Genomic DNA, 23,137 nt, shown 5'->3' with positions numbered 1-23,137 from the left:
GATGAAGGCCGCCGATGCGGCGCTCTACCAGGCCAAGGAGCACGGCCGGAATCGCACGGAGTGCTGGTCATCTCCATCGCCACCGAAGCTGGCCGCCGGGTAAACGGCTCTGGAATACTGGATCACCCGCATGCGCATGCGCGGGTGATGACACCGAATACGCCGTTTGACAGTTGAATCCGTGAGCAAGGGCTGTCCTTCAATCCCGCTACTCAAGCGAGCTCCATCGCAAGGCGGCAATCTGACGGCTATGTGGTCAGCCACGCGTCAGGTTTCCATAAGGATTGGTAATACATGGTTGCACGGCGGCCACGATTGTTGCGGCGCTGCAACGGTGCTTGAACATTTAACCTTAAAAGCACCCGGTCCGTAGTCGCGCCGCTTTTTAGCCACACCCCGACATGAAAGGATATTCACGTAGCTGAATCCGACGGTGGGACATTTTTTCGGGTTCCGGCGTTGATGCAGGAAAGAGCGCCGGGAACAGGGTCGCGATGGACGTCAAGACGAACATCAAGGGCAGGCTGCCCAGCCGTCACGTGACGGAGGGCCCAGAGCGCGCACCGCACCGGTCCTATCTCTATGCGATGGGGCTGACGACAGCCCAGATTCATCAACCCTTTGTCGGCGTTGCTTCATGTTGGAATGAAGCCGCTCCCTGCAACATTTCGCTGATGCGCCAGGCGCAGGCGGTGAAGAAGGGCGTGGCCTCGGCCGGCGGCACGCCGCGCGAGTTCTGCACCATCACGGTGACCGACGGAATCGCGATGGGCCATGACGGCATGCGCTCGTCGCTGCCGTCGCGTGAATGCATCGCCGATTCGGTCGAGCTGACGATTCGTGGCCACTCCTATGACGCGCTGATCGGGCTCGCCGGCTGCGACAAGTCGCTGCCGGGCATGATGATGGCGATGGTCCGCCTCAACGTGCCGTCGATCTTCATCTATGGCGGCTCGATCCTGCCAGGCAATTTCCGCGGGCAGCCGGTGACCGTGCAAGACATGTTCGAGGCGGTCGGCAAGCACTCGGTCGGCGCCATGTCGGACGAGGACCTCGACGAGATCGAGCGGGTGGCGTGCCCGTCGGCCGGCGCCTGCGGCGCCCAGTTCACCGCCAACACCATGGCGACCGTCTCCGAGGCGATCGGCCTCGCGCTTCCGTATTCGGCCGGGGCCCCGGCGCCTTACGAGATCCGCGACTCCTTCTGCGCCGCCGCCGGTGAGAAGGTGATGGAGCTGATCGAGAAGAACATCCGGCCCCGCGACATCGTCACCCGGGAAGCCCTTGAAAATGCTGCGGCCGTGGTTGCAGCCTCAGGTGGTTCGACCAATGCTGCGCTGCACCTACCGGCGATCGCCCATGAGTGCGGCATTAAATTCAATTTGTTCGACGTCGCCGAAATCTTCAAAAAGACTCCTTACGTCGCGGATTTGAAGCCGGGCGGCCGTTATGTTGCCAAAGACATGTTTGAAGTAGGTGGCATTCCGCTGCTGATGAAGACGCTGCTCGACAATGGCCACCTGCACGGGAATTGCCTGACCGTCACTGGCCGAACGATCGCCGAAAACCTCAAAAGCGTGAAATGGAATCCGCACCAGGATGTGGTGCGGCCCGCCGACAATCCGATCACCGTGACAGGTGGCGTTGTCGGGCTGAAGGGTAATCTCGCTCCGGAGGGTGCGATCGTGAAGGTCGCGGGAATGTCCAACCTGAGGTTTACCGGTCCGGCCCGGTGCTTCGACCGCGAGGAAGACGCCTTCGAGGCGGTGCAGAAGCGCACCTACAGGGAAGGCGAGGTTATCGTGATCCGCTACGAGGGGCCGAAGGGCGGTCCCGGCATGCGGGAGATGCTGGCGACCACGGCGGCGCTGACCGGGCAGGGGATGGGCGGCAAGATTGCGCTGATCACCGATGGCCGGTTCTCCGGAGCCACCCGTGGCTTTTGCATCGGACATATTGGACCCGAAGCGGCCGTCGGCGGGCCGATCGGGTTGTTGCAAGACGGCGACATCATCGAGATCGATGCGGTCGCCGGCACCCTTAACGTAAATTTGAGCGACGCCGAACTCGCAAATCGTAAGACCAAATGGGCCCCTCGCGCGACGAACCATACATCTGGTGCGCTGTGGAAGTACGCCGAGCAAGTGGGGCCGGCGGTGGATGGCGCAGTCACCCATCCGGGTGGCGCGTACGAGAAACAGTGTTATGCGGACGTTTAGGCGTACGATATTGGCGTTTGCGTTAGGGGCCATCCCGGTGGCGGGCCCCGGATTCGGATTCGACGGCGCTCCGGTCAACCCACAAGATACGGTTCTTCCTGTGGTTTCCCCGCAGCCGGGGACAGCCGGCGCGCTGAAACGGGCCGCGACTCCGGTGGCGCCTGCGGCGACCTCGCCGACCTCGTCGTTCAGCTCATTGCAGTATCAGGCCGAGGGCGGTCACCCCGTCGCGCAGTGGAAGCTCGGCAAGATGTACGCCGAGGGTGACGGCGTCATCCAGGACGACATGCGCGCCTTCGAGTATTTCAGCCGGATCGCCAATGCGCATGCCGAGGATTCGCCGTCGGCGCCGCAGGCCTCGATCGTGGCCAATGCCTTCGTCGCGCTCGGCCGCTACTATCTGAGCGGCATTCCCAATTCCAAGGTGAAGGCGGACACCGAGCGGGCGCGGGAGATGTTCTCCTATGCCGCGTCCTATTTCGGCAATGCCGACGCCCAGTACGACCTTGCCCGGCTGTACCTGAAGACGCCGGACGCCTCGCGGGACGACTTCCGCTACGGCGCGCGCTGGCTCGGGCTCGCCGCCCAGAAGGGCCAGCATCAGGCGCAGGCGCTGCTTGGCCAGATGCTGTTCAACGGCGACCGCCTGCCGCCGCAGCGAGCACGCGGCCTGATGTGGCTGACGCTGGCGCGCGACAGCGCGACGCCGGATGAGGCCTGGATCAAGGAAAGCTACAACCGGGCGATCGCCAAGGCTTCCGAGGACGATCGCGCGATGGCGCTGCAGATGCTCGAGCACTGGGTGCAGGGCCGCCGGGATTAATCTCCCGGTCAAGCCGGCGGGTCAGGTGGTCTCGAAATCGAGATCGGCCCAGACCGGGACGTGGTCGGACGGCTTCTCCCAGGCGCGGACATAGCTGTCGATGCCGACGTCGATCAGCCGGTCGCTCGCCTGCGGCGACATCAACAGATGGTCGATGCGCAAGCCCCAGTTCTTCTGCCAGGCGCCGGCCTGGTAGTCCCAGAAGGTGTACTGGCCGGGCTCGTCATTGACCGCCCGTAGCGCGTCGGTCAGGCCGAGGCCGAGCAGCGACTGGAAGGCCTCGCGGGTGGCGGGGCGGAACAGGGCGTCATCGGCCCAGGCGGCGGGATTGTAGACGTCACGGGCCGCCGGAATGACGTTGAAATCGCCGGCCAGGATCAACGGCTCCTCGGCCTTCAGCCGCTCCTTCGAATACTCAAGAAGCCGCGACATCCACTTGAGCTTGTACGGATATTTGTCGGTATTGGCGGGGTTGCCATTGGGCAAATAGAGGCACGCGACCCGGATCACACCCTGTTTCAGCGTGACGACGCCTTCGAGGAAGCGGGCATGGGCGTCCTCGTCGTCGCCGGCGAGGCCCGATTTGGTTTCGTCGAATGGCAGCTTCGAGAGCAGCGCGACGCCGTTGAAGGTCTTCTGGCCGTGCGTGACGACATTGTACCCGAGCGCCTCGACCTCGAGGCGGGGAAACGCATCATCGACGCATTTGATCTCCTGCAGACAGACGATGTCGGGGGAACACTCCTTCAGCCAGCTGACCAGAAGTTCGATCCGTTGCCGGACCGAGTTGACGTTCCACGTAGCGATGCGCATGCAGATGACCGGATTGAAGCCGCACTATTTCACTTAGGTGGCATACCATGGGCGGTCCGCCTGTGCTAACCCTCTCAAGAAACAAGGCGCAACAATTGCCGACGGGGGAGTGACGACGCGCACCGGCTTGCAAGGGAAGCGGGCGGCGCACGTGCAAAACTTATGAAAAAACGCAATTTGGTTCTGACTGTCGCTGTTCTCGGCATTGCGGCCGGGGCGGCTTACATGACCCGCACTTCATGGATGGGTGGCGGCGCCGCCACCGCGCAAGGGACGGCGCGGCCGCGCGTGGTGTCCGTGGATCTCGCCAAGGCGGAACGCAAATCGGTTCCGGTCGATGTCGATGCCATCGGGCAGGTCACGCCGATCTCCAGCGTGGCGCTGAAGTCGCGGCTGGAGACCACCATCGTCTCGGTGCATTTCGAGGACGGCGCCAAGGTCAATGAAGGCGATCTCCTGTTCACGCTCGACGCGCGGCAGATCGACGCGCAGATCGAGCAGGCCGAGGGCGTGCTGGCCCGCGACCAGGCCCAGCTCGAGGGCGCGCAGCGCGACCTCCGCCGTTACACCGAGCTGGTCGGCAAGGGCGCGACCACCCAGGTCAACCTCGACAACGCAAAGACCCAGTCCGACGTCCTGATCGGCACCATCAAGGCGGACCGGTTCGCGCTGGAAAATCTCCGCGTCCAGAAGAGCTACACCGTCATCCGCGCACCATTCGCGGGACGGATCAGCGCCGCCAACGTCAAGGTCGGCAACTTCGTCCGCCCCGCCGACACCCAGCCGCTCGCGGTCATCAACCAGATGGCGCCGGTCTATGTCACCTTCGCGATCCCGCAGCGGGCGCTGGTCGATCTGCGCGACGCGATGGGCAAGGGCGATTCAAAGGTGATCGCGACCATTCCCGGCCACCAGCGTTCCGAGCGCGGCAAGGTCGCGATGGTCGAGAACGCCGTCGACGCGACCACCGGCATGGTGACCGTGCGCGGCATCATGAACAACGAGAGCGAGACGCTGTGGCCCGGCACCATCGTGCAGACCAAGCTGATCATCCGCAGCGAAGACGCGGTCGTGGTGCCGACGGTCGCCGTGCAGCGCAGCCAGAACGGCAATTTCGTCTTCGTCGTCAGGGACGGCGTCGCCAAGGTCCAGCCGGTCAAGGTCGATCGCACCTTCCAGGGCAGCTCGGTTATCGCGGACGGATTGGCGGGCGATGAAAGCGTCGTCGTCGACGGCCAGCTGCTGCTCTCCGAGGGATCGCGGGTCGAGCTGCGGGCGCGCAAGGCCGGAGCCTGACCGATGACGCTCTCCGAGCTCTGCATCCGCCGCCCGGTCATGACGACGCTTATCACGGCGTCGATCATCGCATTCGGGGTGTTCGGCTTCCGCCTGCTGCCGGTCTCGGCGCTGCCCAAGGTGGACTTCCCGACCATCGCGGTGACCGCAACCTTGCCCGGCGCCAGCGCCGACACCATGGCGGCCTCGGTCGCCGGCATCATCGAGCGCCAGCTCTCGACCATTGCCGGCATCTCCTCGATGTCCTCGAACTCCTCGCAAGGCACGAGCGTCATCACGATCCAGTTCGACCTCAACCGCAACATCGATGCTGCCGCGCTCGACGTGCAGACCGCGTTGACGATCGCGCAGCGCCGGCTGCCGATCGAGATGACGATCCCGCCGAGCTTCCGGAAGGTGAACCCGGCGGATTTCCCGGTGCTGTTCGTCTCCTTGGGATCGGCGACGCTGCCGCTGTCGAGCGTCAATGAATATGGCGACATCACGATCGGGCAGGCGCTGTCGCAGCTGCCGGGCGTCGCCCAGGTGCTGATCTACGGCGCGCAGAAATTTGCGATCCGTGTCCAGGCCGATCCGGAGGCCGCCGCTGCCCGCGGCGTCTCGATGGAGGATATCCGCGCCGCGGTGTCGCGCGCCAATTCCTCGACCCCGGTCGGCACCTTGAACGGCCCCAAGCAGGACGTCGCGCTGCAGGCCTCCGGCCAGATGGACAAGGCGGCCGACTACCGCCAGATCTATGTCGCCTGGCGCAACGGCTCGCCGGTCCGGCTCGACGAGATCGCCAAGGTCTATGACAGCGTCGAGAACGACAAGATCGCGACCTGGATGAACGACGAGCGGGCGATCGTGCTCGCGATCCAGAAGCAGCCCGACGCCAACACCGTGGCGGTGGTCGATGGCGTGCTGGCCAAGCTGCCGTCGCTGCGCGCCGCGATCCCGCCCTCGGTGACCATGCAGGTCATGATGGACCGTTCGGTCTCGATCCGCCAGGCGGTCAGCGACGTCGAGGAGACCCTGCTGATCGCGATCGGCCTCGTGATCCTCGTGATCTTCCTGTTCCTACGCTCGGCCTCTGCCACCTTCATTCCGGCGCTCGCGGTGCCGATCTCGCTGTTCGGCACCTGCGCGGCGATGTACGCGCTGGACTACTCCATCAACAACATGACGCTGCTGGCGCTGACACTCTCGGTCGGCTTCGTGGTCGACGACGCCATCGTCATGCTGGAGAACATCGTCCGCCATATCGAGCACGGCATGAAGCCGTTCGAGGCGGCGCTGAAGGGCGCCCGCGAGATCGGCTTCACGATCATCTCGATCACCTTCTCGCTGATCGCCGTGTTCATTCCGGTGCTGTTGATGGGCGGCATTGTCGGCCGCGTATTCCGCGAGTTCGCGGTGACGATCTCGGTTGCCATCATCGTCTCCGGCTTCGTGTCGCTGACCTTGACGCCGATGCTGTGCGCCCGCGTGCTGCGCGCGCATGACGCGAGCAAGCGGCCGAACGTCGTGCTGCGGGCGTTCGAGGCGATGTTCGAGGCCTGGCTGCGCGCCTATGAATGGGCGCTGGACTGGGTGCTGGCCAAGAAGGCGCTGATGCTGGTGGTGACGCTCGCGACGCTCGGCGGCACCATCTACCTCTACATGATCGTGCCGAAGGGCTTCTTCCCGCAGGAGGACACCGGCTTTCTGATCGGCGTGACGGAGGCTGCGACCGACACCTCGTTCGAGGCGATGAAGGTGCGCCAGCAGGCGCTGGTCGAGGTGATGCGGACCGATCCAGCGGTGGATTACATCAATTCGACGGTCGGCTCCGGCGGTCCCAATCCGACCACCAATTACGGCCGGTTGTTCATCGCGCTGAAGCCGCAGAAGACCCGCGACAACGCCACCGTGGTGATCGGCCGGCTCCGCCAGAAGGCGCGCGAGATCCCGGGCATGCAGGCGTTCTTCCAGAGCGTCCAGAACCTCAGCATCGGCGGGCGTATCTCGAAGAGCCAGTATCAGTATGTGATGCAGAGCGGCGATACCGAGGCGCTGTACCGGCTGGCGCCCGAGATGCGCGACAAGATCGAGAAGATCCCGGGCTTGCTCGATGTCACCACAGACCTCTACATCAAGAACCCGCAGATGACGGTCGACATCGATCGCGAGAAGGCGGCGGTTTACGGCGTCACGGTCGATCAGGTCCGCAACCAGCTCTACAACGCCTACGGCGCGCGGCAGGTCGGCACCATCTACATGCCGTCGAACGACTACCAGATCATCCTCGAGGTGCAGCCGCAGTTCCGCGTCGATCCGTCCGACCTCTCGAAGCTCTACATGAAGACCGCGAACAACCAGACCATTCCGCTGGATGCGGTGGCAAGGCTGGTGCCGACGGTCGGACCGCTGCAGATCAACCACCAGGGCCAGCAGCCGGCGGTAACGATCTCCTTCAACCTCGCGCCGGGCACCTCACTCGGCTACGCGGTCGACAAGATCACCGAACTCGAGCAGACCGCGAATTTGCCGCCGACGATTGTGACCGGCTTCTCCGGCACCGCGCAGGTGTTCCAGGATTCGCTGCGCGGGCAGGGCGTGCTGATCCTCGCCGCGGTGTTCGCGGCCTTCGTGATCCTCGGCATTCTCTACGAGAGCTTCATCCACCCGATCACGATCATCTCCGGCCTGCCTTCGGCCGGTATCGGCGCGATCCTGACGCTGATGATGTTCGGGATGGAGCTGTCGGTCATCGCGATGATCGGCATCGTGATGCTGGTCGGCATCGTCAAGAAGAACGCGATCATGATGGTCGACTTCGCGCTGGAGCGACGCCGGGTCGGCCTCAGCGCCGAGCACGCGATCCGCGAGGCGGCGCTGCTGCGCTTCCGCCCGATCATGATGACAACGTTCGCGGCGATCTTCGGCACGCTGCCGATCGCGCTCGGCGCCGGCGCCGGCGCCGAACTGCGTCAGCCGCTCGGCGTCGCCGTGGTCGGCGGCCTCTGCGTCTCGCAATTGCTGACGCTGTTCATCACGCCCGTCATCTACATCTATCTCGACCGCATCGACCGCAGGCTGCGCCGCAAGCTCGATCCGCAGGCGGAGGCGGGCGGCGACGTCGAGCGGCCGCAGGTGGTCGCGGCGGAATAGCCGAGCGTTCGGCGCGAGCCGGAAACCGGCTCGCCGGGAGAAACTGCTCGGGATCGCGAGGTGTTAGATCGAGAAGCTGGTGCCGCAGCCGCAGGAGGCGGTGGCGTTCGGATTGACGACGCGGAACGAGGCGCCGATCAGGTCGTCGACGAAATCGACTTCCGAGCCCGCGAGGAACGGCACCGAGGCGGGATCGATCAGCACCACCGCGCTGTCGCGCTCGATCACGAGGTCGTCATCGGCCTGGGTGCGCTCGACGTCGAACTTGTACTGGAAACCGGAGCAGCCGCCGCCCTCGACCGAAATGCGCAGCTTGGCGCCTTCGCCTTCCTTGCTGAGGATCTGCCCGATACGGCGGGCGGCCCGTTCGCTGACGGTGATGGCAGCAGTCATGTCGGTCTCCGAAACCCTATTTGAGCGTGATCCGATCCGGATCAGACCCGGCGTCATCCCCAATTCATTTGGTCGGCCGCCTCAGTCATAGTTAAGTGCGTCGGACCATGGAATCAAATGGATAAGGACTAAAATACAGTGTCGGTCGGAATGGCTGCCCCCCGCGCGCCTTATGCCTGCGACCCCGATCGCAGCCGCGGCCGGCTGGTCGCCGAGCCGCCGAGCCGGACCCGCAGCCCGTTCCGGCGCGACTGCGACCGGGTGATCCATTCCACCGCGTTCCGCCGCCTCAAGCACAAGACCCAGGTCTTCGTCTTCCACGAGGGCGATCACTACCGCACCCGGCTGACCCATTCGCTGGAGGTCGCACAGATCGCCCGGGCGCTGGCCCGCCAGCTCGGGGTCGACGAGGACCTGACCGAGACGCTGGCGCTGGCGCATGACCTCGGCCATCCGCCGTTCGGGCATGCCGGCGAGCGCGCGCTCGACGAATGCCTCAGGGATGACGGCGGCTTCGACCATAATGCGCAGGCGCTGCGGGTCGTCACCTCGCTGGAGCATCGCTACCCCGAATTCGGCGGGCTGAACCTGACCTGGGAATCGCTCGAGGGGATCGTCAAGCACAACGGTCCGCTGACCGAGCGCAATGGCGCGCCCGCCGGCCGCTACCTGGAGAGTGGAATCCCGATCGGAATTGCCGACTACAACAGGGGCTACGACCTCGAGCTCTGGAGCTATGCCTCGCTCGAGGCGCAGATCGCGGCCTTCGCCGACGACATCGCCTATGACGCGCACGATATCGATGACGGCCTGCGTGCCGGCCTGTTCGCGGTCGACGATCTCAAGGAGATGCCGCTGACCGCCGACATCATCGCCGAGATCGACCGCCACTATCCCGGGCTCGACGAGGTCCGGCGCGGCGCCGAACTGGTGCGTGAGCTGATCTCACACTTCATCAGCGCGGTCTTCACCGAGGCGAGCCGGCGCCTCGCGGCCGCGCAGCCGCTATCGGCCCACGACGTGCGCCACCACAATGCCCCGCTGATCGCGTTTCCGTCCGAGGTGGCGGAGCAGGAGGCGGCGATCAAGGCGTTCCTGTTCCGGCGGATGTATCGCCACAAGCGGGTGATGCTGGTGATGGGAGAGGCGGAGGAGGTGGTCCGCAATCTGTTCGAGCGCTACCAGCAATCGCCGGAGGACCTGCCGGCGGAATGGATCGAGGGGAGCGTGCAGGAGACCGGGAGCGCTCGGAACAGGCGGATCGGCAATTTCATTGCCGGGATGACCGATCGTTTCGCCCTGATCGAGCACCAAAGGCTTTTTGACTCGACCCCGGATTTGCGTTAGCGCCCTGCCATGGCCGACACCACTGCTTCACCACACCTTTTTGCCGACATGCTGACGCGCGTGCACGCGATCTGTGCCGCTGTCGCAGCCGAGGACAATTGGCCCGCCGGCATCGATCTTTCCCGCGTCGTGGTGGAGCCGCCGCGCGACGCCAGCCATGGCGACATGGCGACCAATGCTGCGATGGTGCTCGCCAAGGACGCCAAGGCCAAGCCGCGCGAGCTTGCCGACAAGATCGCCGAGCGCCTGCGCGCCGATGCGCTGGTGGCCTCCGTCGATGTCGCCGGGCCCGGCTTCATCAACCTGACCTTGAAGCCGCAAGTCTGGTCGGACGCGCTACGCGCCGTGCTGGCCGCCGGCTCGGCTTACGGGCGCAGCGACGTCGGCAAGGCCGAGAAGGTCAATGTCGAATACGTCTCGGCCAACCCGACCGGGCCGATGCATGTCGGCCATTGCCGCGGCGCCGTCTTCGGCGACGCGCTGTGCAGCCTGCTGCAATTCGCGGGCTTCGACGTCTGCCGCGAATATTACATCAACGACGCCGGCGCCCAGGTCGACGTGCTCGCGCGTTCGGCGTTCCTGCGCTACCGCGAGGCACTCGGCCAGGACATCGGCGCGATCCCGGAAGGGCTCTATCCCGGCGACTACCTCGTGCCGGTCGGCGAGGCGCTCGCCAAAGAATATGGCGAGAAGCTGCTCGACATGCCGGAAGCCGCGTGGCTGCCGATCGTGCGCGACAAGGCGATCGCCATGATGATGGAGATGATCAAGGGCGATCTCGCCGCGCTCAATATCCATCACGATGTGTTCTTCTCCGAGCGCTCGCTGATCGCGTCAGGCAACAACAAGGTCGCCGAGACCATCGATTTCCTGCGCGCCAAGGGCGACATCTACGAGGGCCGTTTGCCGCCGCCGAAGGGCAAGCCGGTCGAGGACTACGAGGACCGCGAGCAGTCCCTGTTCCGCGCCACCGCCTATGGCGATGACGTCGATCGTCCGCTGATCAAGTCGGACGGATCCTACACCTACTTCGCATCCGACATCGCCAACCACCGCTACAAGTTCGAGCGTGGCTTCACCAATCTGATCGACGTGTTCGGTGCCGATCACGGCGGCTACATCAAGCGCATGCAGGCCGCCGTGAAGGCGGTGACCGCGGGCAAGGCTGTGCTCGACGTCAAGATCGTGCAGCTCGTGAAGCTGCTGCGCGACGGCGAGCCGGTGAAGATGTCGAAGCGGTCCGGCGAGTTCGTCACGCTGCGCGAGGTGGTCGACGAGGTCGGCTCCGACGCTGTCCGATTCATGATGCTGTTCCGCAAGAACGACGCGGTGCTCGATTTCGACCTCGCCAAGGTGATCGAGCAGTCAAAGGACAACGCGGTCTTCTACGTCCAGTACGGCCACGCCCGCGGCCACTCGATCTTCCGCAACGCGCGGGAGGAAGCGGTTCCCGATCTGCCCGAGACCGATGAGGCCCGGCTCGCCTATCTCCGTAATGCTACGGTCGAGCGGCTGACCGACCCGGCCGAGCTCGAGCTGCTCAAGCGGCTTGCGCTTTATCCGCGGATGATCGAGGCTGCCGCGGTGGCACATGAGCCACACCGAATCGCTTTTTATCTCTATGATTTGGCCAGTGAATTTCATGCGCTTTGGACCAAGGGGCGCGATTTGCCCTATTTACGCTTCATTATCAATAATGATGCAGAGATCACGAGGGCGCGACTGGCAATGGTTCAGGGCGTCGTCTCGGTTCTGGCATCGGGCTTAGCTGTTCTAGGCGTCCACGCTCCGACCGAGATGCGGTAGGCAGGGGCATTAGGCCCTCACGAGTGGGGATTTGTGAGGGCATCTGGCAGAGGCCAACTCGTACGGACCGGCTGTGCCGGCGATCTTGGCGCTGTCCCGAAGGGGATGCATCATCACAATGGCTGATCGATATCAGGACCGACATTTTCCCGCCGACACGGCTTCCAAGGCCGACAGCGATCCGCTTGCCGAACTGGCACGGCTGATCGGCCAGACGGATCCGTTCGGCTCCTCCAACAAGCCGCCGCCGCGTCCGCTGCAGTCGCGCGCCAACGCGCGGCCGCAACAATACGAGCCGCAGGCCACGGACGAGGATGCGCCGCCCGCGGGCCCGCCGCCCTGGATGCAGCGCGCGCGGCAGGAGGCCGTCGCTCCGCCTCCCGTGCAGAATATCGAAGACGAAGAGCCCGAGCAGGACTACCAGCCGAAGCCGGTGCATCCGTTGCACCGCTATGCAGCCCAGCAGGCGCAGCCCGCGCCTGCGCCGGTGGCGCAATATCGGCCGGTCGAGGCCCCTCGGCAGCCGGAGGCATTTGACGAGGAGCCGCACTATCAGAGTGGCGGTCAGAGTCAGGATCCGTCGCGCTATGACGACGCGCTCTACGGCCAGCTGGAAGCCGGTGAGCAGGATCTGCAGCGCGATCCCGCCTATCCGGACGATCCCTATGCCTATGAGGAGGCCTACGAGGAAGAACCCGAGCCTCGTCGGCGGCGCAGCGGCCTGATAACGGTCGCCGCGGTGCTCGCGCTTGGCGTGTTCGGCGTCGGTGGCGCGTATGCCTACCGGACCTATGTCGGTTCGCCCCGCAGCGGTGAGCCGCCGATCATCAAGGCTGACAACACGCCGACCAAAGTGATCCCGGCCCAGGCCGACGCGCCGGCCAAGACGCCGGACCGGATGGCGACGGGCGACGGCACCGAGAAGATCGTGTCGCGCGAAGAGACGCCGGTCGACGTCAATTCGAAGACCGCCGGACCGCGCGTCGTGTTTCCGCCGCTGAACGCCAATGCGAATCCGCCGCCGGCGGCCAGCGTGCAGACGGCGCAGCCGGCGCCGGCGCCGCTCACCGCGAACGGCACGTTGCCGAACAACGAGCCGCGCAAGGTCCGCACCCTCTCGGTCAAGGGCGATACGCCCGATGGCACGCAGGCCACCGCGGCCGTGCCAGCGAAACCTTCGGCGGCGGCGAAGCCTCCGATGTCGCGCGGCAACCCGGCTGCGGCCAATGCCAGCGTCAACTCGCCAATGTCGCTGGTTCCCGGCCAGGCTGAGGCGGCTCCGGCCGCGCCTCCGACCCGGGTAGCGTCGACCTCGGCGGCTCCGGTTGGTGGCGGCGGATATCTGGTCCAGGTGTCCTCGCAGAAGAACGAGGCGGACGCCCAGGCGTCGTACCGGACGCTGCAGGGCAAGTATCGCAACGTGCTCGGTTCGCAGCCCTTGGTGGTGAAGCGCGTCGATCTCGGAGAGAAAGGCGTCTACTACCGCGCCTTCGCGGGCCCGTTCGCGTCGTCGGAAGAGGCAAGTCAAGTGTGCAAAAGCCTGATGTCGGCGGGTGGGCCGCAGTGCCTCATCCAAAGAAATTAAAGGCCGTTTCCTTGACCCGTGAGCTGCATACGGCCTAATCGGCCGAATGACGAACCGCGCATTCATCACGGGCATATCCGGGCTGATCCTCAACGACGTCGAACGCGAATTCATTCGCGCCGAGCGGCCATGGGGCTTCATCCTATTCAAGCGCAACATCGAGAGTCCTGCGCAAGTGGCGGCTCTTGTTGGGGAACTCCGGTTCGCGGTCGGCGTCGCCGATGCCCCGGTCCTTATCGACCAGGAAGGCGGGCGGGTGCAGCGGCTCGGCCCGCCGCATTGGCCGGCCTATCCGCCGGGCGCGAGCTTTGGGGCGCTCTACGACATCGATCCGAAGCTCGGGCTTGCGGCAGCCCGGCTCAGCTCAAGGCTGATTGCGGCCGATCTGACCGATCTCGGAATCACTGCCGATTGCCTGCCCTTGGCCGACGTTCCCGTGGCCGGGGCGGATGCGGTGATCGGCAACCGGGCCTATGGAACCGAGCCGGACAAGGTCGCGGCGATCGCCCGCGCGGTCACGGACGGGCTGGAACAGGGCGGGGTGCTGCCGGTTCTCAAGCATATTCCCGGCCATGGCCGGGCCACGGCGGACAGCCATTTCCGGCTTCCGACGGTTGATACCGCCAGGGACGAGCTGGAACGGACCGATTTTGCTGCGTTCCAGCCGCTTGCCGATCTGCCGATGGCCATGACTGCACATGTTGTGTTTAGCGCGCTCGACCCCGTCCATCCGGCGACGACTTCTGCGACAATCATCGAACGGGTGATTCGCGGCCTGATCGGGTTCCAGGGTTTGTTGATGAGTGATGACGTGTCGATGAATGCTCTGGCCGGATCGATTGCCGAGCGGACCCGCGCCATCGTCACCGCCGGTTGCGACATGGTTCTGCACTGCAACGGCAATATTGACGAGATGCGCGAGGTCGCACGCGAAACGCCGGAACTGACCGGCAAGGCGCTTGAGCGTGCCAAGGCGACGCTCGCCGCGCGCAAGCCGCCTCAGCCGCTCGACCGGCAGGCGGCACGGGCTGAACTGGATGCGTTGTTGGATCGGGTAGGGACGGCATGACCGCTGAAATTCTTTCGTTTGATACCGGGCGGCCGGCCGACCTCGCCGAGGGCGAACCGGCGCTGGTGGTCGACGTCGAGGGCTATGAAGGTCCGCTCGACCTGCTGTTGACGCTGGCGCGGCAGCAGAAGGTCGACCTGTCGAAGATCTCGATCCTCGCGCTCGCCGACCAGTATCTTTCGTTCATCGAGGCGGCGCGCAAGATTCGCCTCGAGCTTGCGGCCGACTATCTTGTGATGGCGGCGTGGCTGGCGTTCCTGAAGTCGCGGCTGCTGCTGCCCGAGCCGCCGACCGCGGAGGGGCCGAGCGCCGAGGAAATGGCGACCGCGCTCGCCAACCGGCTGCGCCGGCTGGAGGCGATCCGCGAGGCGGCGAACCGGCTGATGAACCGGCCGCAGTTCCAGCGCGATATCTTTCCGCGCGGCAATCCGGAATCGATCGCCGAGATCAAGCATCCGAAGTTCACCGCGACCTTGTACGACCTGCTGTCGGCCTATGCCACGCAGCGCGCGTCGCGCGTTCTGACATCGGTGCATCTGGCCAAGCGGACGGTGTGGTCGCTCGCCGAAGCGCGCGCGTCGCTGGAGCGGCTGGTTGGCCTCGCCGAGGAATGGAGCTGCCTCGATGACTACCTGATGAAGTACGTCGCAGATCCCAAGCAGAAGGCGACGGTGTTCGCCTCGAGCTTCGCGGCCGCCCTCGAACTGGTTCGCGAGGGCGAGATGGAGATCAACCAGAAGCAGGCGTTCGCGCCGATCTATTTCCGAAAGCGTCAAGCGCAGGCCGCAATGGCGGCGCCGGACCTGTCGGTTGAGTAAGTGGAAGAAGGAGAGCAAGCCCATGGCAAGCTTGGCGGAAGTGCGCAGAGAAGAGCCCGAGGAGGAGGTTTCTCCTATGGATCCGGTGGCGCGTCCTGAGGAATTGCGGCTCCTGGAAGCCCTGCTGTTTGCATCGGCCGAGCCGATCGATCAGGCAACGCTGGCAAAGCGGATGCCCGACGGAGTCGACGTCAAGGCGGCGCTGGCTCAGTTGCAGGCGGAATACGCGCCGCGCGGCGTCAACCTGGTGCGTGTCGCCAACAAGTGGACGTTCCGTACCGCCGGCGATCTGTCGTGGCTGATGACGCGAGAGAGCACCGAGACCCGGAAGCTGTCGCGTGCCGCGATCGAGGTGCTGGCGATCGTCGCGTATCACCAGCCGGTGACTCGCGCCGAAATCGAAGAGATTCGCGGCGTGGTCACTTCGAAGGGCACGATCGACGTGCTGCTCGAGACCGGCTGGATCCGCCCGCGCGGCCGCCGCAAGACGCCGGGCCGTCCGCTGACCTTCGGAACCACCGACGCGTTCCTGTCGCAGTTCAGTCTGGAAGCGCTCGGCGACCTGCCGGGGCTCGAGGAGCTGAAGGGCACGGGTCTGCTCGACTCGCGTCTGCCGACCGGATTTTCCGTTCCGTCGCCGTCGGATGACGCGACGCTGCGGGAGGATGAGGAGCCGCTCGAGCCGGGTGATACGCTGGAACTGCTGCTGGCGCCGGCGGTCGAGTCGGAAGCCGAGGAACCCAAGACTGAGGCCGAAAAGACTGAGGCCGAAGCGACTGCGGAGGTCGAAACCACCGCCGAGGCCGAGGTCGAGGCGGACGTTGCCTCTGAGGCGGATGCGGCCGAACCTGACGCTGGCGAGCCGGAAGACCGGGTCGACCGCGCGGGTGATGACGCCGACACCGAGGACAAGGGCGAATAAGCCTGAATATTCCCGGTTAAGCCTAGCAATATTACGTAGCCGCGACAGCGATTTGCCGCGGCCGAGGTCCTTGTTTTTGACACCCCGCGGGCCTACCTTCCGGCAAAGTTCAGGCCGGTCCGCCGGCCATTTCTGGAGGGTTGCAGGATGGGTTCGTTGAGCATTTGGCACTGGATCGTCGTGATCGCAGTGGTCCTGCTGCTGTTCGGACGCGGCAAGATTTCGGATCTGATGGGTGACGTCGCTCAGGGCATCAAGGCCTTCAAGAAGGGCATGCAGGACGACGACAAGGTCGCCGAGAAGACCGAGCCCACCAAGTCGATCGATCACAATGCGGCGACGTCGGCCGCGCGCCAGGACGTCGGCAGCAAGGCCGTCTAACGCGCTTGTACTGACGCATATTTCGACGTTTTTTCTTGCGCGAAACGGTGACGCCGTCGCACAGACGCGCTATGGACGCCGATTGAGAAAAGGCGCCGGCAGCCCCAGATCCTGTTAGGAGCGATGGGGCCGATGGCGGCGCGCTTAGGCGGAAGAATTCATGTTCGATATCGGGTGGAGTGAACTGGTCGTCATCGCGGTCGTCGCGCTGATCGCCATCGGCCCGAAAGAACTGCCGGGCGTGCTGCGCATGGTCGGGCAATGGATGGGCAAGGCCCGCAAGATGGCCTCCGAATTCCAGGGCCAGTTCCAGGAAGCGATGCGCGAGGCCGAGATGGCCGACCTCAAGAAGAGCTTTGACGAGGTCAGGGAGGCCGCAACCGGTATCACCAGCGGCAACATCATGACCTCGCTGCAGAAGGACGTCAGCGACGCCCTGCAGATCGAGAAGCCGGTCGATGCGCAGGTCGCGTCCGCAATCGACGCACCGGTAACGCCCACGACTCCCGCCGAGCCGACGCCGGAAACCTTCGTCGAGGCTGAGACGCATGTCGCCGCCAGCGAGCCGCTCGCGATCACCAATGAGGTGAAGGGTGAGCCGACGCCGCAGGACGTGACGCCGGCACAGCCCGATGTGCGCAAGGACGCGAGGGCGTCATGAGCGCCGAAGACATCGAGGCCAGCAAGGCCCCCTTGATGGATCACCTGATCGAGCTGCGCTCGCGGCTGATCAAGGCGCTGCTCGGCTTCGGCGTGGCCTTCATCATCTGCTTCTTCTTCGCCAAGCAGATCTACAATGTGCTGGTCTGGCCGTTCGTCTGGATCGCGGGGCCGGAAAATTCGAAGTTCATCTACACCGCGCTGCTGGAATATTTCATCACTCAGCTGAAGCTCGCATTGTTCGGCGCGGGCTTCATCTCGTTTCCGATCGTGGCCACCCAGATCTACAAATTCGTCGCGCCCGGTCTCTACCGGCATGAGCGCAACGCGTTCCTGCCGTATCTGATCGCCACCCCGGTGTTCTTCGTGATGGGCGCGGCGCTGGTCTATTTCGTCGTGCTGCCGATGCTTGTGCGGTTCTCGCTCGGCATGCAGCAGGCCGGCGGCGCGGAGACCGCGCAGATCCAGCTGCTGCCCAAGGTCGGCGAATATCTCTCGCTGATGATGTCGCTGATCTTCGCCTTCGGCATCGCGTTCCAGCTGCCGGTGATCCTGACGCTGCTCGGCCGCATCGGCATCGTCACCTCGAAGATGCTGAAGGAGAAGCGGCGCTACTTCATCGTGATCGCCTTCATCATCGCCGCGGTGCTGACGCCGCCCGACGTGCTGAGCCAGGCCTCGCTCGCGATCCCGCTGCTCGCGCTCTACGAGGGCGCCATCATCGCGGTCCGCATCGTCGAGAAGAAGGCTGCCACCTCGAGTGCCTCGTCCGGGGCGCCGTCGGCGACCAATCCCGCCGAATAGGGTGATTTCACCTCACACTCGGCGTCATACCCCGCGAAAGCGGGGTATCCAGTACGCCGCGGCTTCCCGGTGACACACCGACCTCTCTGGAATACTGGATCACCCGCTTTCGCGGGTGATGACGGTCGTGGTAGTGGAGCTACATCACCGTAGTTTAGCGACGCGTAGCCTGCCAGGACTGACCCATGCACGACATCAAAGCGATCCGCGACAATCCGACAGCCTTCGACGCCGGCCTGAAGCGCCGCGGGCTTGGGCCGTTGTCGCCGTCGCTGCTGGCGATCGACGAGAAGCGGCGTGCGGCGATCCTGGCGTCCGAGCAGGCCCAGGCGCGGCGCAATGCGGCCTCGAAGGAGATCGGCGAGGCCAAGAAGGCCAAGGACGAGGCGCGTGCGGCCAAGCTGATGGTCGAGGTCGCCGAGCTGAAGACCACGATGCCGGAGCTCGAGGCGGCGGCGAAATCGTCCGATGACGAGCTGACCAAAGAGCTGTCGTCGATTCCGAACCTGCCGCTCGACGAGGTGCCCGACGGCACCGACGAGCACGGCAATGTCCAGCACCATGTGTACGGGAAGAGGCGCGACTACGGCTTTGCGCCGAAGCTGCATGATGATCTCGGCACCGCGCTCGGGTATATGGATTTCGAGGCGGCGGCGAAATTGTCCGGCGCGCGCTTCGTCGTGCTGAAGAAAGGGCTGGCGCGGCTCGAGCGCGCGATCGGGCAGTTCATGCTCGATTTGCACACCGGCGAGCACGGCTACACCGAGATCAATCCGCCGCTGCTGGTGCGCGACGCCGTGATGTTCGGCACCGGTCAGTTGCCGAAATTCCGCGATGACCAGTTTATTTCAGCCGAAATGCAGTGGCGACAGCATCGGCTGGATGAAATTCTGGAGCCCCTCGATAAGGAAGTGCTCAAAGACACGACCAAAAGTCCTAAGGCTATAGTCGATCGGCTAATCGAGGACGCTGAAACGAAAGAGAACTTCTGGCTAATTCCCACGGCCGAAGTCCCTCTCACGAATCTCGTCCGCGAATCCATCCTCGACGAGAAGGAGCTGCCGATGCGGCTCACCGCGCTGACGCCGTGCTTCCGCGCCGAGGCGGGCGCGGCGGGGCGCGACACGCGCGGCATGATCCGCCAGCACCAGTTCACAAAGGTCGAGCTGGTGTCGATCACGACGCCGGAAGCCAGCAAGGATGAGCTCGAGCGCATGCTGTCCTGCGCCGAGCAGGTGCTGCAGAAGCTCGACCTGCATTACCGCGTGATGACGCTGTGCGCCGGCGATATGGGCTTCTCCGCGCAGAAGACCTACGACATCGAGGTGTGGATGCCGGGGCAGGGCGACGGCGGCGCCTATCGCGAGATTTCGAGCTGCTCGGTATGCGGCGATTTCCAGGCCCGCCGCATGGACGCGCGCTATCGCGGCCCCGACGGCAAGCCGCGCTTCGTGCATACGCTGAATGGCTCCGGCACGGCGGTCGGGCGCGCCTTGATCGCTGTCATGGAGACCTATCAGCAGCAGGATGGTTCGATCGCGGTGCCCGATGTGCTGCAGCCCTATATGGGCGGGCTCAAGGTCATCGAGCACGGCATGTGAGGCGAGGGCCAGTGTGATGCCGCTCCACCGTGACATCCACTGGCTTGGTCGACAATGGGCCGTTACGGGCCACGGTCTGCAGCTGATCAATCAGAAGCAGATGGGCTATTACGACATCGAGGCCGCGCGCCTGTGGGAGGCGCGCGTGACCGAGGTGCAATCGAAGGCCTGGATCGACAGGCCCGACTTCGACAAGGCGCTGGAGATCGCGCGCGGCAAGTTCGCCCAATTGGCGCCGGCCGATTTGCCGCCACCACCGGCACCGATTGCGTCGCCGCCACCGCCGGTCCGGGCGATGCCGCCGGCCGCGCCGCGCGCTCCGCTTGACGCGACATCGGTGCCCTCGATCGAGGAGCTGCTGGCCAGGCTGAAATCGAAATTGGCTGCGACGGCGCCGGTCGCAAAACCGGCCGAGACGCTCGCTCCGGTGCCGCCCAAGCCCGAACCGCTCAGGGTTGAGCCCCGGAAGGTCGAGCCGGCGAGGTCTGAGCTCCCTCAAGCGGCTTCGGTCGCCCCCGAACCGTCCAGGGCTGAGCCTCGCGCGTTTGAAGCTCCGAAGGCTGAGTCGCTCACGACCGCAACCGCCAAGGCTGATTCCATCACGGCCGATCCCATCAAGTCCGAGCTCCCCACATCGGAGCTTCCGAAGCCTCCCAAGCCTGAGCCTCGCCAAACCGCACCAATTGCTCTTGAGCCGGCCAGGCCGGAAGCTCGGAGGGTTGAGCCGCCCAAGGTTGAAGCTCCCAAATCTGAAGCGCCCAAGGCCGAAGCTTCCAAGGTTGAAGCGCCAAAGCCTGAACCTGCCAAGCCCGAGCCTCCAAGGTCAGAAGCTGTCACGTCCCGGGGTCTCGGGGCCAAGCTGCGTCAAGCCCCTCGGGTCAAAATGCCAGAGGCGCCGCGGCCGGCGCCCGTGATCGCGGTTGTTCGGCGGCCGGCCAGAGCGGCCTGGCCGGTGTTCGAGTGCAAGATCGCCGGCAGCGCGCGATTTGTCCGTCCATGGCGCGTGACGTCGGCGCGATGGCACCAGCCATCGCCCGGTTTGCCTCCGCGGCCCTAGCCGGTTAAGACGGCAATCAACTCAAGAAACGCAGCGTAAGAAACCCGCGTCGAATCGGAACAAAAGGCACTTTGACGGATGCGAATTCTCTGCACCAATGATGACGGCATCCACGCTCCGGGCCTTAAGGTCGTCGAGCAGATCGCACGCGCGTTGTCCGACGACGTCTGGATCGTTGCCCCCGAGCTCGATCAGTCCGGCGTCTCGCATTCGCTGTCGCTCAACGATCCGCTGCGTCTGCGCGAGGTCAGCCCGCGTCATTTCGCGGTGCGCGGCACGCCGACCGATTGCGTCATCATGGGCGCGCGCCACATTCTCGGAGACAAGCTGCCCGATCTCGTGCTGAGCGGCGTCAACAAGGGCCGCAACGTCGCCGAGGACGTGGTCTATTCCGGCACCATCGCCGGTGCGCTGGAAGGCACCATTCTGGGCTTTCCGTCATTCGCGCTGTCGCAGGAATTCTCGATCGAGACGCGCAATGCGCCGCTGTGGGACACTGCGCTGAAATTCGGACCCGACATCATCCGCAAGGTGATCGGCGCCGGCGTCCCCAGGAACACGGTCATCAACGTCAACTTCCCGTCCTGCATGCCCGATGACGTCAAGGGCATCCGGATCACGCGGCAAGGCAAGCGCAATCAGGGTTTCCTGAAGATCGATCGCCGTCACGACGGACGCGGCAATCCGTATTTCTGGATCGGCTTCGAGCGCGCGGCGATGATGGACACGCCGGCCGAAGGCACCGATCTCGCCGCGCTTGCGGCCCGCTACGTCTCGGTCACACCGCTGCGGCTCGACCGCACCGATGAAGCATTTTCGGAAACGCTGCTTGATACGCTGAAGTGATCTCGTGTAGCCCGGATGGGGCGAAGCGAAATCCGGGGCCGCTCGCATTGCGTGCAAAATTTCCCGGATTACGCTTCGCTCCATCCGGGCTACGCACCCAACTTGCCGTTAAACCGGCGCGCCCTTCATCGCGCTGGAGATCACCTGGGCCAGCGTTTCCAGCTGGAAGGGCTTTTGCAGCGCCGGACGGTCGCGATACTCCGGAGGCAGGCCGGACGAGCCATAGCCGGTCGCGAAGATGAAGGGGCGGTTGCGGGCGTTGATCAGCTCGGCGACCGGGGTGATCACCTTGCCATTGACGTTGACGTCGAGGATCGCGAGGTCGAATTCGGTCGATTGCGCAAGCTTGACCGCTTCGCCGATCTCGCCGGCCTCGGCCGCGACGCTATGGCCGAGTTCCTCCAGCATATCGGCGACCATCATCCGGATCATGACCTCGTCCTCTACGAGGAAAACTGAACAGCCCGCCGGCCGTATCGCTGTCATGATGGAATCCTTGCCCTTCCCTGAATCAGGCTCGCAAATAACATTACAGCGCGCAATGCAAACGTTTGGGAATTGGTCCTTTTCCAGCGCGCAGCAGGGTTTGCCGCATCGCCTTGGCTGACCTTGTTGCGCAAGATTTGCTCAACAGCCGACGAGGTATGTTGGCTCTACCAGAGCCCCGGTCTGCACCACCCAGACGTTAACCCACGCATCGTCGCGATTATATGTGATGCAACCGGGCCGGCGCCAATGCGAAACCGGGCGGATGGTTCCTGGCCGGGAACAAAACGCGACGGGAAATTTTTCCTTAACGCGGTATTTCGGATTTCAATGGCATCAAGAGGGCGGAGATTCCGCGCTGCTGCCCAGAGACGCTGATGAACATGGCCGTGAACCCCGATCCGACCGAGAAGATGATGTTTCAGCTGACCCTGCGGCGGCGCGGGGTGAGCGATCGGGCGGTGTTGCGTACGATGGAGGAGGTGCCGCGCGAGGTCTTCGTCGATCCGCGCGATCGCAACGAGGCCTATCGCGACAGCGCGCTTGCGATCGCCTGCGGGCAGACCATCAGCCAGCCTTTCGTCGTGGCCTACATGACCGAGCAACTGCAGCTGCAGAAGGACCATCGCGTGCTCGAGATCGGCACCGGCTCGGGCTACCAGGCGGCCGTGCTGTCCCGGTTGTGCAAGCAGGTTCTGACCATCGAGCGCTACCGGACGCTGGCCGACGGCGCCCGCAAGCGCCTCGAAAAGCTGGGCTATTACAATATCGAGGTGCTGCTCGGGGACGGCTTCGACGTTCCGGCCGGGGCAGGCGACTTCGACCGCATCATCGTCACCGCGGCGATGGAGCAGATCCCGGAGAAGCTGCTGGAGCGGCTCGAACCCGGCGGCATCCTGATCGCCCCGGTCGGGCCGCATCAGGGTACCCAGACCCTCGTCCGCGTGGTGCGAACCGAGAACGGCTTCGACCGCAAGGAATTGGTCGACGTCCGCTTTGTGCCGGCGCTGCCGGGAATCGCGCGCGAATTGTAAATTTGGCGATTTGCTGCTTGGCACCAACGCCTTATTCGCAGGGTT

19 protein-coding genes and 1 pseudogene are annotated in these 23,137 nt (G+C 64.6%); 16 read left to right on the top strand and 4 right to left on the bottom strand.

Annotated elements, in window-relative coordinates:
• The first annotated feature begins 494 nt into the window (after nucleotides 1–494).
• Complete coding sequence (gene ilvD / locus PMN64_RS05385; RefSeq protein WP_028342086.1) at nucleotides 495–2,219, top strand: dihydroxy-acid dehydratase; 1,725 nt, start codon at nucleotides 495–497, stop codon at nucleotides 2,217–2,219.
• On the top strand, nucleotides 2,206–3,042 hold the full coding sequence (locus PMN64_RS05380) for a tetratricopeptide repeat protein (RefSeq protein ID WP_411779959.1): 837 nt from the start codon (nucleotides 2,206–2,208) through the stop codon (nucleotides 3,040–3,042). Before ilvD ends, PMN64_RS05380 begins: the two co-directional genes overlap by 14 nt.
• A gap of 21 nt (nucleotides 3,043–3,063) precedes the next feature.
• Here PMN64_RS05380 and xth read toward each other — a convergent pair whose 3' ends face one another.
• Complete coding sequence (xth, locus tag PMN64_RS05375) at nucleotides 3,064–3,855, bottom strand: exodeoxyribonuclease III (protein WP_411779958.1); 792 nt, start codon at nucleotides 3,853–3,855, stop codon at nucleotides 3,064–3,066.
• Between the two features lie 162 nt (nucleotides 3,856–4,017).
• Between xth and PMN64_RS05370 the strand changes: the two genes are divergently transcribed.
• Both PMN64_RS05370 and PMN64_RS05365 read left to right on the top strand, forming a co-directional pair.
• On the top strand, nucleotides 4,018–5,151 hold the full coding sequence (locus PMN64_RS05370) for an efflux RND transporter periplasmic adaptor subunit (protein WP_411779957.1): 1,134 nt from the start codon (nucleotides 4,018–4,020) through the stop codon (nucleotides 5,149–5,151).
• 3 nt (nucleotides 5,152–5,154) lie between these two features.
• Nucleotides 5,155–8,283: an efflux RND transporter permease subunit gene (locus tag PMN64_RS05365; RefSeq protein WP_411779956.1), complete on the top strand. Its 3,129-nt coding sequence runs from the start codon at nucleotides 5,155–5,157 to the stop codon at nucleotides 8,281–8,283.
• Nucleotides 8,284–8,346: 63 nt separating this feature from the next.
• Here PMN64_RS05365 and erpA read toward each other — a convergent pair whose 3' ends face one another.
• A complete protein-coding gene (gene erpA, locus PMN64_RS05360; RefSeq protein ID WP_016846874.1) occupies nucleotides 8,347–8,676 on the bottom strand; it encodes an iron-sulfur cluster insertion protein ErpA in 330 nt (109 codons plus the stop codon).
• A gap of 138 nt (nucleotides 8,677–8,814) precedes the next feature.
• Here erpA and PMN64_RS05355 point away from each other — a divergent pair, with 138 nt between their 5' ends.
• From PMN64_RS05355 to serS, 10 genes and pseudogenes are all read left to right on the top strand, one after another.
• Nucleotides 8,815–10,023, top strand: a complete 1,209-nt coding sequence (locus PMN64_RS05355) for a deoxyguanosinetriphosphate triphosphohydrolase (RefSeq protein ID WP_411779955.1) — start codon at nucleotides 8,815–8,817, stop codon at nucleotides 10,021–10,023.
• A gap of 9 nt (nucleotides 10,024–10,032) precedes the next feature.
• The gene (argS, locus tag PMN64_RS05350) at nucleotides 10,033–11,829 is read left to right on the top strand and encodes an arginine--tRNA ligase (RefSeq protein WP_411779954.1); all 1,797 of its coding nucleotides are present in this window, start codon (nucleotides 10,033–10,035) and stop codon (nucleotides 11,827–11,829) included.
• Between the two features lie 118 nt (nucleotides 11,830–11,947).
• Nucleotides 11,948–13,414 carry an SPOR domain-containing protein gene (locus PMN64_RS05345; RefSeq protein ID WP_411779953.1) on the top strand — a complete coding sequence of 489 codons (1,467 nt, stop codon included), beginning with the start codon at nucleotides 11,948–11,950 and terminating at the stop codon, nucleotides 13,412–13,414.
• Between the two features lie 46 nt (nucleotides 13,415–13,460).
• Nucleotides 13,461–14,483 carry a beta-N-acetylhexosaminidase gene (gene nagZ, locus PMN64_RS05340; protein ID WP_411779952.1) on the top strand — a complete coding sequence of 341 codons (1,023 nt, stop codon included), beginning with the start codon at nucleotides 13,461–13,463 and terminating at the stop codon, nucleotides 14,481–14,483.
• Nucleotides 14,480–15,301, top strand: a complete 822-nt coding sequence (locus tag PMN64_RS05335) for a segregation and condensation protein A (protein WP_411779951.1) — start codon at nucleotides 14,480–14,482, stop codon at nucleotides 15,299–15,301. The genes nagZ and PMN64_RS05335 overlap by 4 nt, the downstream gene beginning before the upstream one ends.
• Before the next feature lie 22 nt (nucleotides 15,302–15,323).
• Nucleotides 15,324–16,169: pseudogene (gene scpB, locus PMN64_RS05330) on the top strand (SMC-Scp complex subunit ScpB); the annotation flags it as partial.
• Nucleotides 16,170–16,370: 201 nt separating this feature from the next.
• Nucleotides 16,371–16,604, top strand: coding sequence for a twin-arginine translocase TatA/TatE family subunit (locus tag PMN64_RS05325; RefSeq protein ID WP_016846882.1), 234 nt, complete (start codon nucleotides 16,371–16,373; stop codon nucleotides 16,602–16,604).
• Between the two features lie 160 nt (nucleotides 16,605–16,764).
• Entirely contained in the window at nucleotides 16,765–17,265 is a 501-nt protein-coding gene (gene tatB, locus PMN64_RS05320) for a Sec-independent protein translocase protein TatB (protein WP_411779950.1), read from the top strand.
• Nucleotides 17,262–18,068, top strand: a complete 807-nt coding sequence (gene tatC / locus PMN64_RS05315; protein WP_411779949.1) for a twin-arginine translocase subunit TatC — start codon at nucleotides 17,262–17,264, stop codon at nucleotides 18,066–18,068. Before tatB ends, tatC begins: the two co-directional genes overlap by 4 nt.
• Before the next feature lie 185 nt (nucleotides 18,069–18,253).
• On the top strand, nucleotides 18,254–19,669 hold the full coding sequence (gene serS, locus PMN64_RS05310; protein WP_411779948.1) for a serine--tRNA ligase: 1,416 nt from the start codon (nucleotides 18,254–18,256) through the stop codon (nucleotides 19,667–19,669).
• 108 nt (nucleotides 19,670–19,777) lie between these two features.
• Here the strand turns inward: serS and PMN64_RS05305 are convergent, their stop codons facing one another.
• Nucleotides 19,778–20,107 carry a hypothetical protein gene (locus tag PMN64_RS05305; RefSeq protein WP_411779947.1) on the bottom strand — a complete coding sequence of 110 codons (330 nt, stop codon included), beginning with the start codon at nucleotides 20,105–20,107 and terminating at the stop codon, nucleotides 19,778–19,780.
• Nucleotides 20,108–20,804: 697 nt separating this feature from the next.
• Here PMN64_RS05305 and surE point away from each other — a divergent pair.
• Nucleotides 20,805–21,572 (top strand): 5'/3'-nucleotidase SurE, encoded by a 768-nt coding sequence (gene surE / locus PMN64_RS05300; protein ID WP_411779946.1) that lies wholly within the window; start codon nucleotides 20,805–20,807, stop codon nucleotides 21,570–21,572.
• 108 nt (nucleotides 21,573–21,680) lie between these two features.
• Here surE and PMN64_RS05295 read toward each other — a convergent pair whose 3' ends face one another.
• Nucleotides 21,681–22,058 carry a response regulator gene (locus tag PMN64_RS05295; protein ID WP_026192734.1) on the bottom strand — a complete coding sequence of 126 codons (378 nt, stop codon included), beginning with the start codon at nucleotides 22,056–22,058 and terminating at the stop codon, nucleotides 21,681–21,683.
• Between the two features lie 377 nt (nucleotides 22,059–22,435).
• On the opposite strand from PMN64_RS05295, the gene PMN64_RS05290 reads away from it, so the two are divergent.
• Entirely contained in the window at nucleotides 22,436–23,092 is a 657-nt protein-coding gene (locus PMN64_RS05290; RefSeq protein WP_051447967.1) for a protein-L-isoaspartate(D-aspartate) O-methyltransferase, read from the top strand.
• Nucleotides 23,093–23,137: the final 45 nt, after the last annotated feature.

The organism is Bradyrhizobium sp. UFLA01-814 (assembly GCF_046718885.1).
Taxonomy (GTDB): Bacteria; Pseudomonadota; Alphaproteobacteria; order Rhizobiales; family Xanthobacteraceae; genus Bradyrhizobium; species Bradyrhizobium elkanii.
Note: the sequence above shows the minus strand (reverse complement) of the source record. Positions and strands in the feature narration are given on the sequence as shown.

Coding starts and splice junctions, on each gene's coding strand:
- PMN64_RS05325 (WP_016846882.1), top strand. CDS start 16,371: ATGGGTTCGTTGAGCATTTGGCACTGGATCGTCGTGATCGCAGTGGTC.
- PMN64_RS05345 (WP_411779953.1), top strand. CDS start 11,948: ATGGCTGATCGATATCAGGACCGACATTTTCCCGCCGACACGGCTTCC.
- argS (WP_411779954.1), top strand. CDS start 10,033: ATGGCCGACACCACTGCTTCACCACACCTTTTTGCCGACATGCTGACG.
- serS (WP_411779948.1), top strand. CDS start 18,254: ATGCACGACATCAAAGCGATCCGCGACAATCCGACAGCCTTCGACGCC.
- PMN64_RS05335 (WP_411779951.1), top strand. CDS start 14,480: ATGACCGCTGAAATTCTTTCGTTTGATACCGGGCGGCCGGCCGACCTC.
- nagZ (WP_411779952.1), top strand. CDS start 13,461: ATGACGAACCGCGCATTCATCACGGGCATATCCGGGCTGATCCTCAAC.
- PMN64_RS05370 (WP_411779957.1), top strand. CDS start 4,018: ATGAAAAAACGCAATTTGGTTCTGACTGTCGCTGTTCTCGGCATTGCG.
- ilvD (WP_028342086.1), top strand. CDS start 495: ATGGACGTCAAGACGAACATCAAGGGCAGGCTGCCCAGCCGTCACGTG.
- tatC (WP_411779949.1), top strand. CDS start 17,262: ATGAGCGCCGAAGACATCGAGGCCAGCAAGGCCCCCTTGATGGATCAC.
- PMN64_RS05295 (WP_026192734.1), bottom strand. CDS start 22,058: ATGACAGCGATACGGCCGGCGGGCTGTTCAGTTTTCCTCGTAGAGGAC.
- xth (WP_411779958.1), bottom strand. CDS start 3,855: ATGCGCATCGCTACGTGGAACGTCAACTCGGTCCGGCAACGGATCGAA.
- PMN64_RS05380 (WP_411779959.1), top strand. CDS start 2,206: ATGCGGACGTTTAGGCGTACGATATTGGCGTTTGCGTTAGGGGCCATC.
- tatB (WP_411779950.1), top strand. CDS start 16,765: ATGTTCGATATCGGGTGGAGTGAACTGGTCGTCATCGCGGTCGTCGCG.
- surE (WP_411779946.1), top strand. CDS start 20,805: ATGCGAATTCTCTGCACCAATGATGACGGCATCCACGCTCCGGGCCTT.
- PMN64_RS05365 (WP_411779956.1), top strand. CDS start 5,155: ATGACGCTCTCCGAGCTCTGCATCCGCCGCCCGGTCATGACGACGCTT.
- erpA (WP_016846874.1), bottom strand. CDS start 8,676: ATGACTGCTGCCATCACCGTCAGCGAACGGGCCGCCCGCCGTATCGGG.
- PMN64_RS05290 (WP_051447967.1), top strand. CDS start 22,436: ATGAACATGGCCGTGAACCCCGATCCGACCGAGAAGATGATGTTTCAG.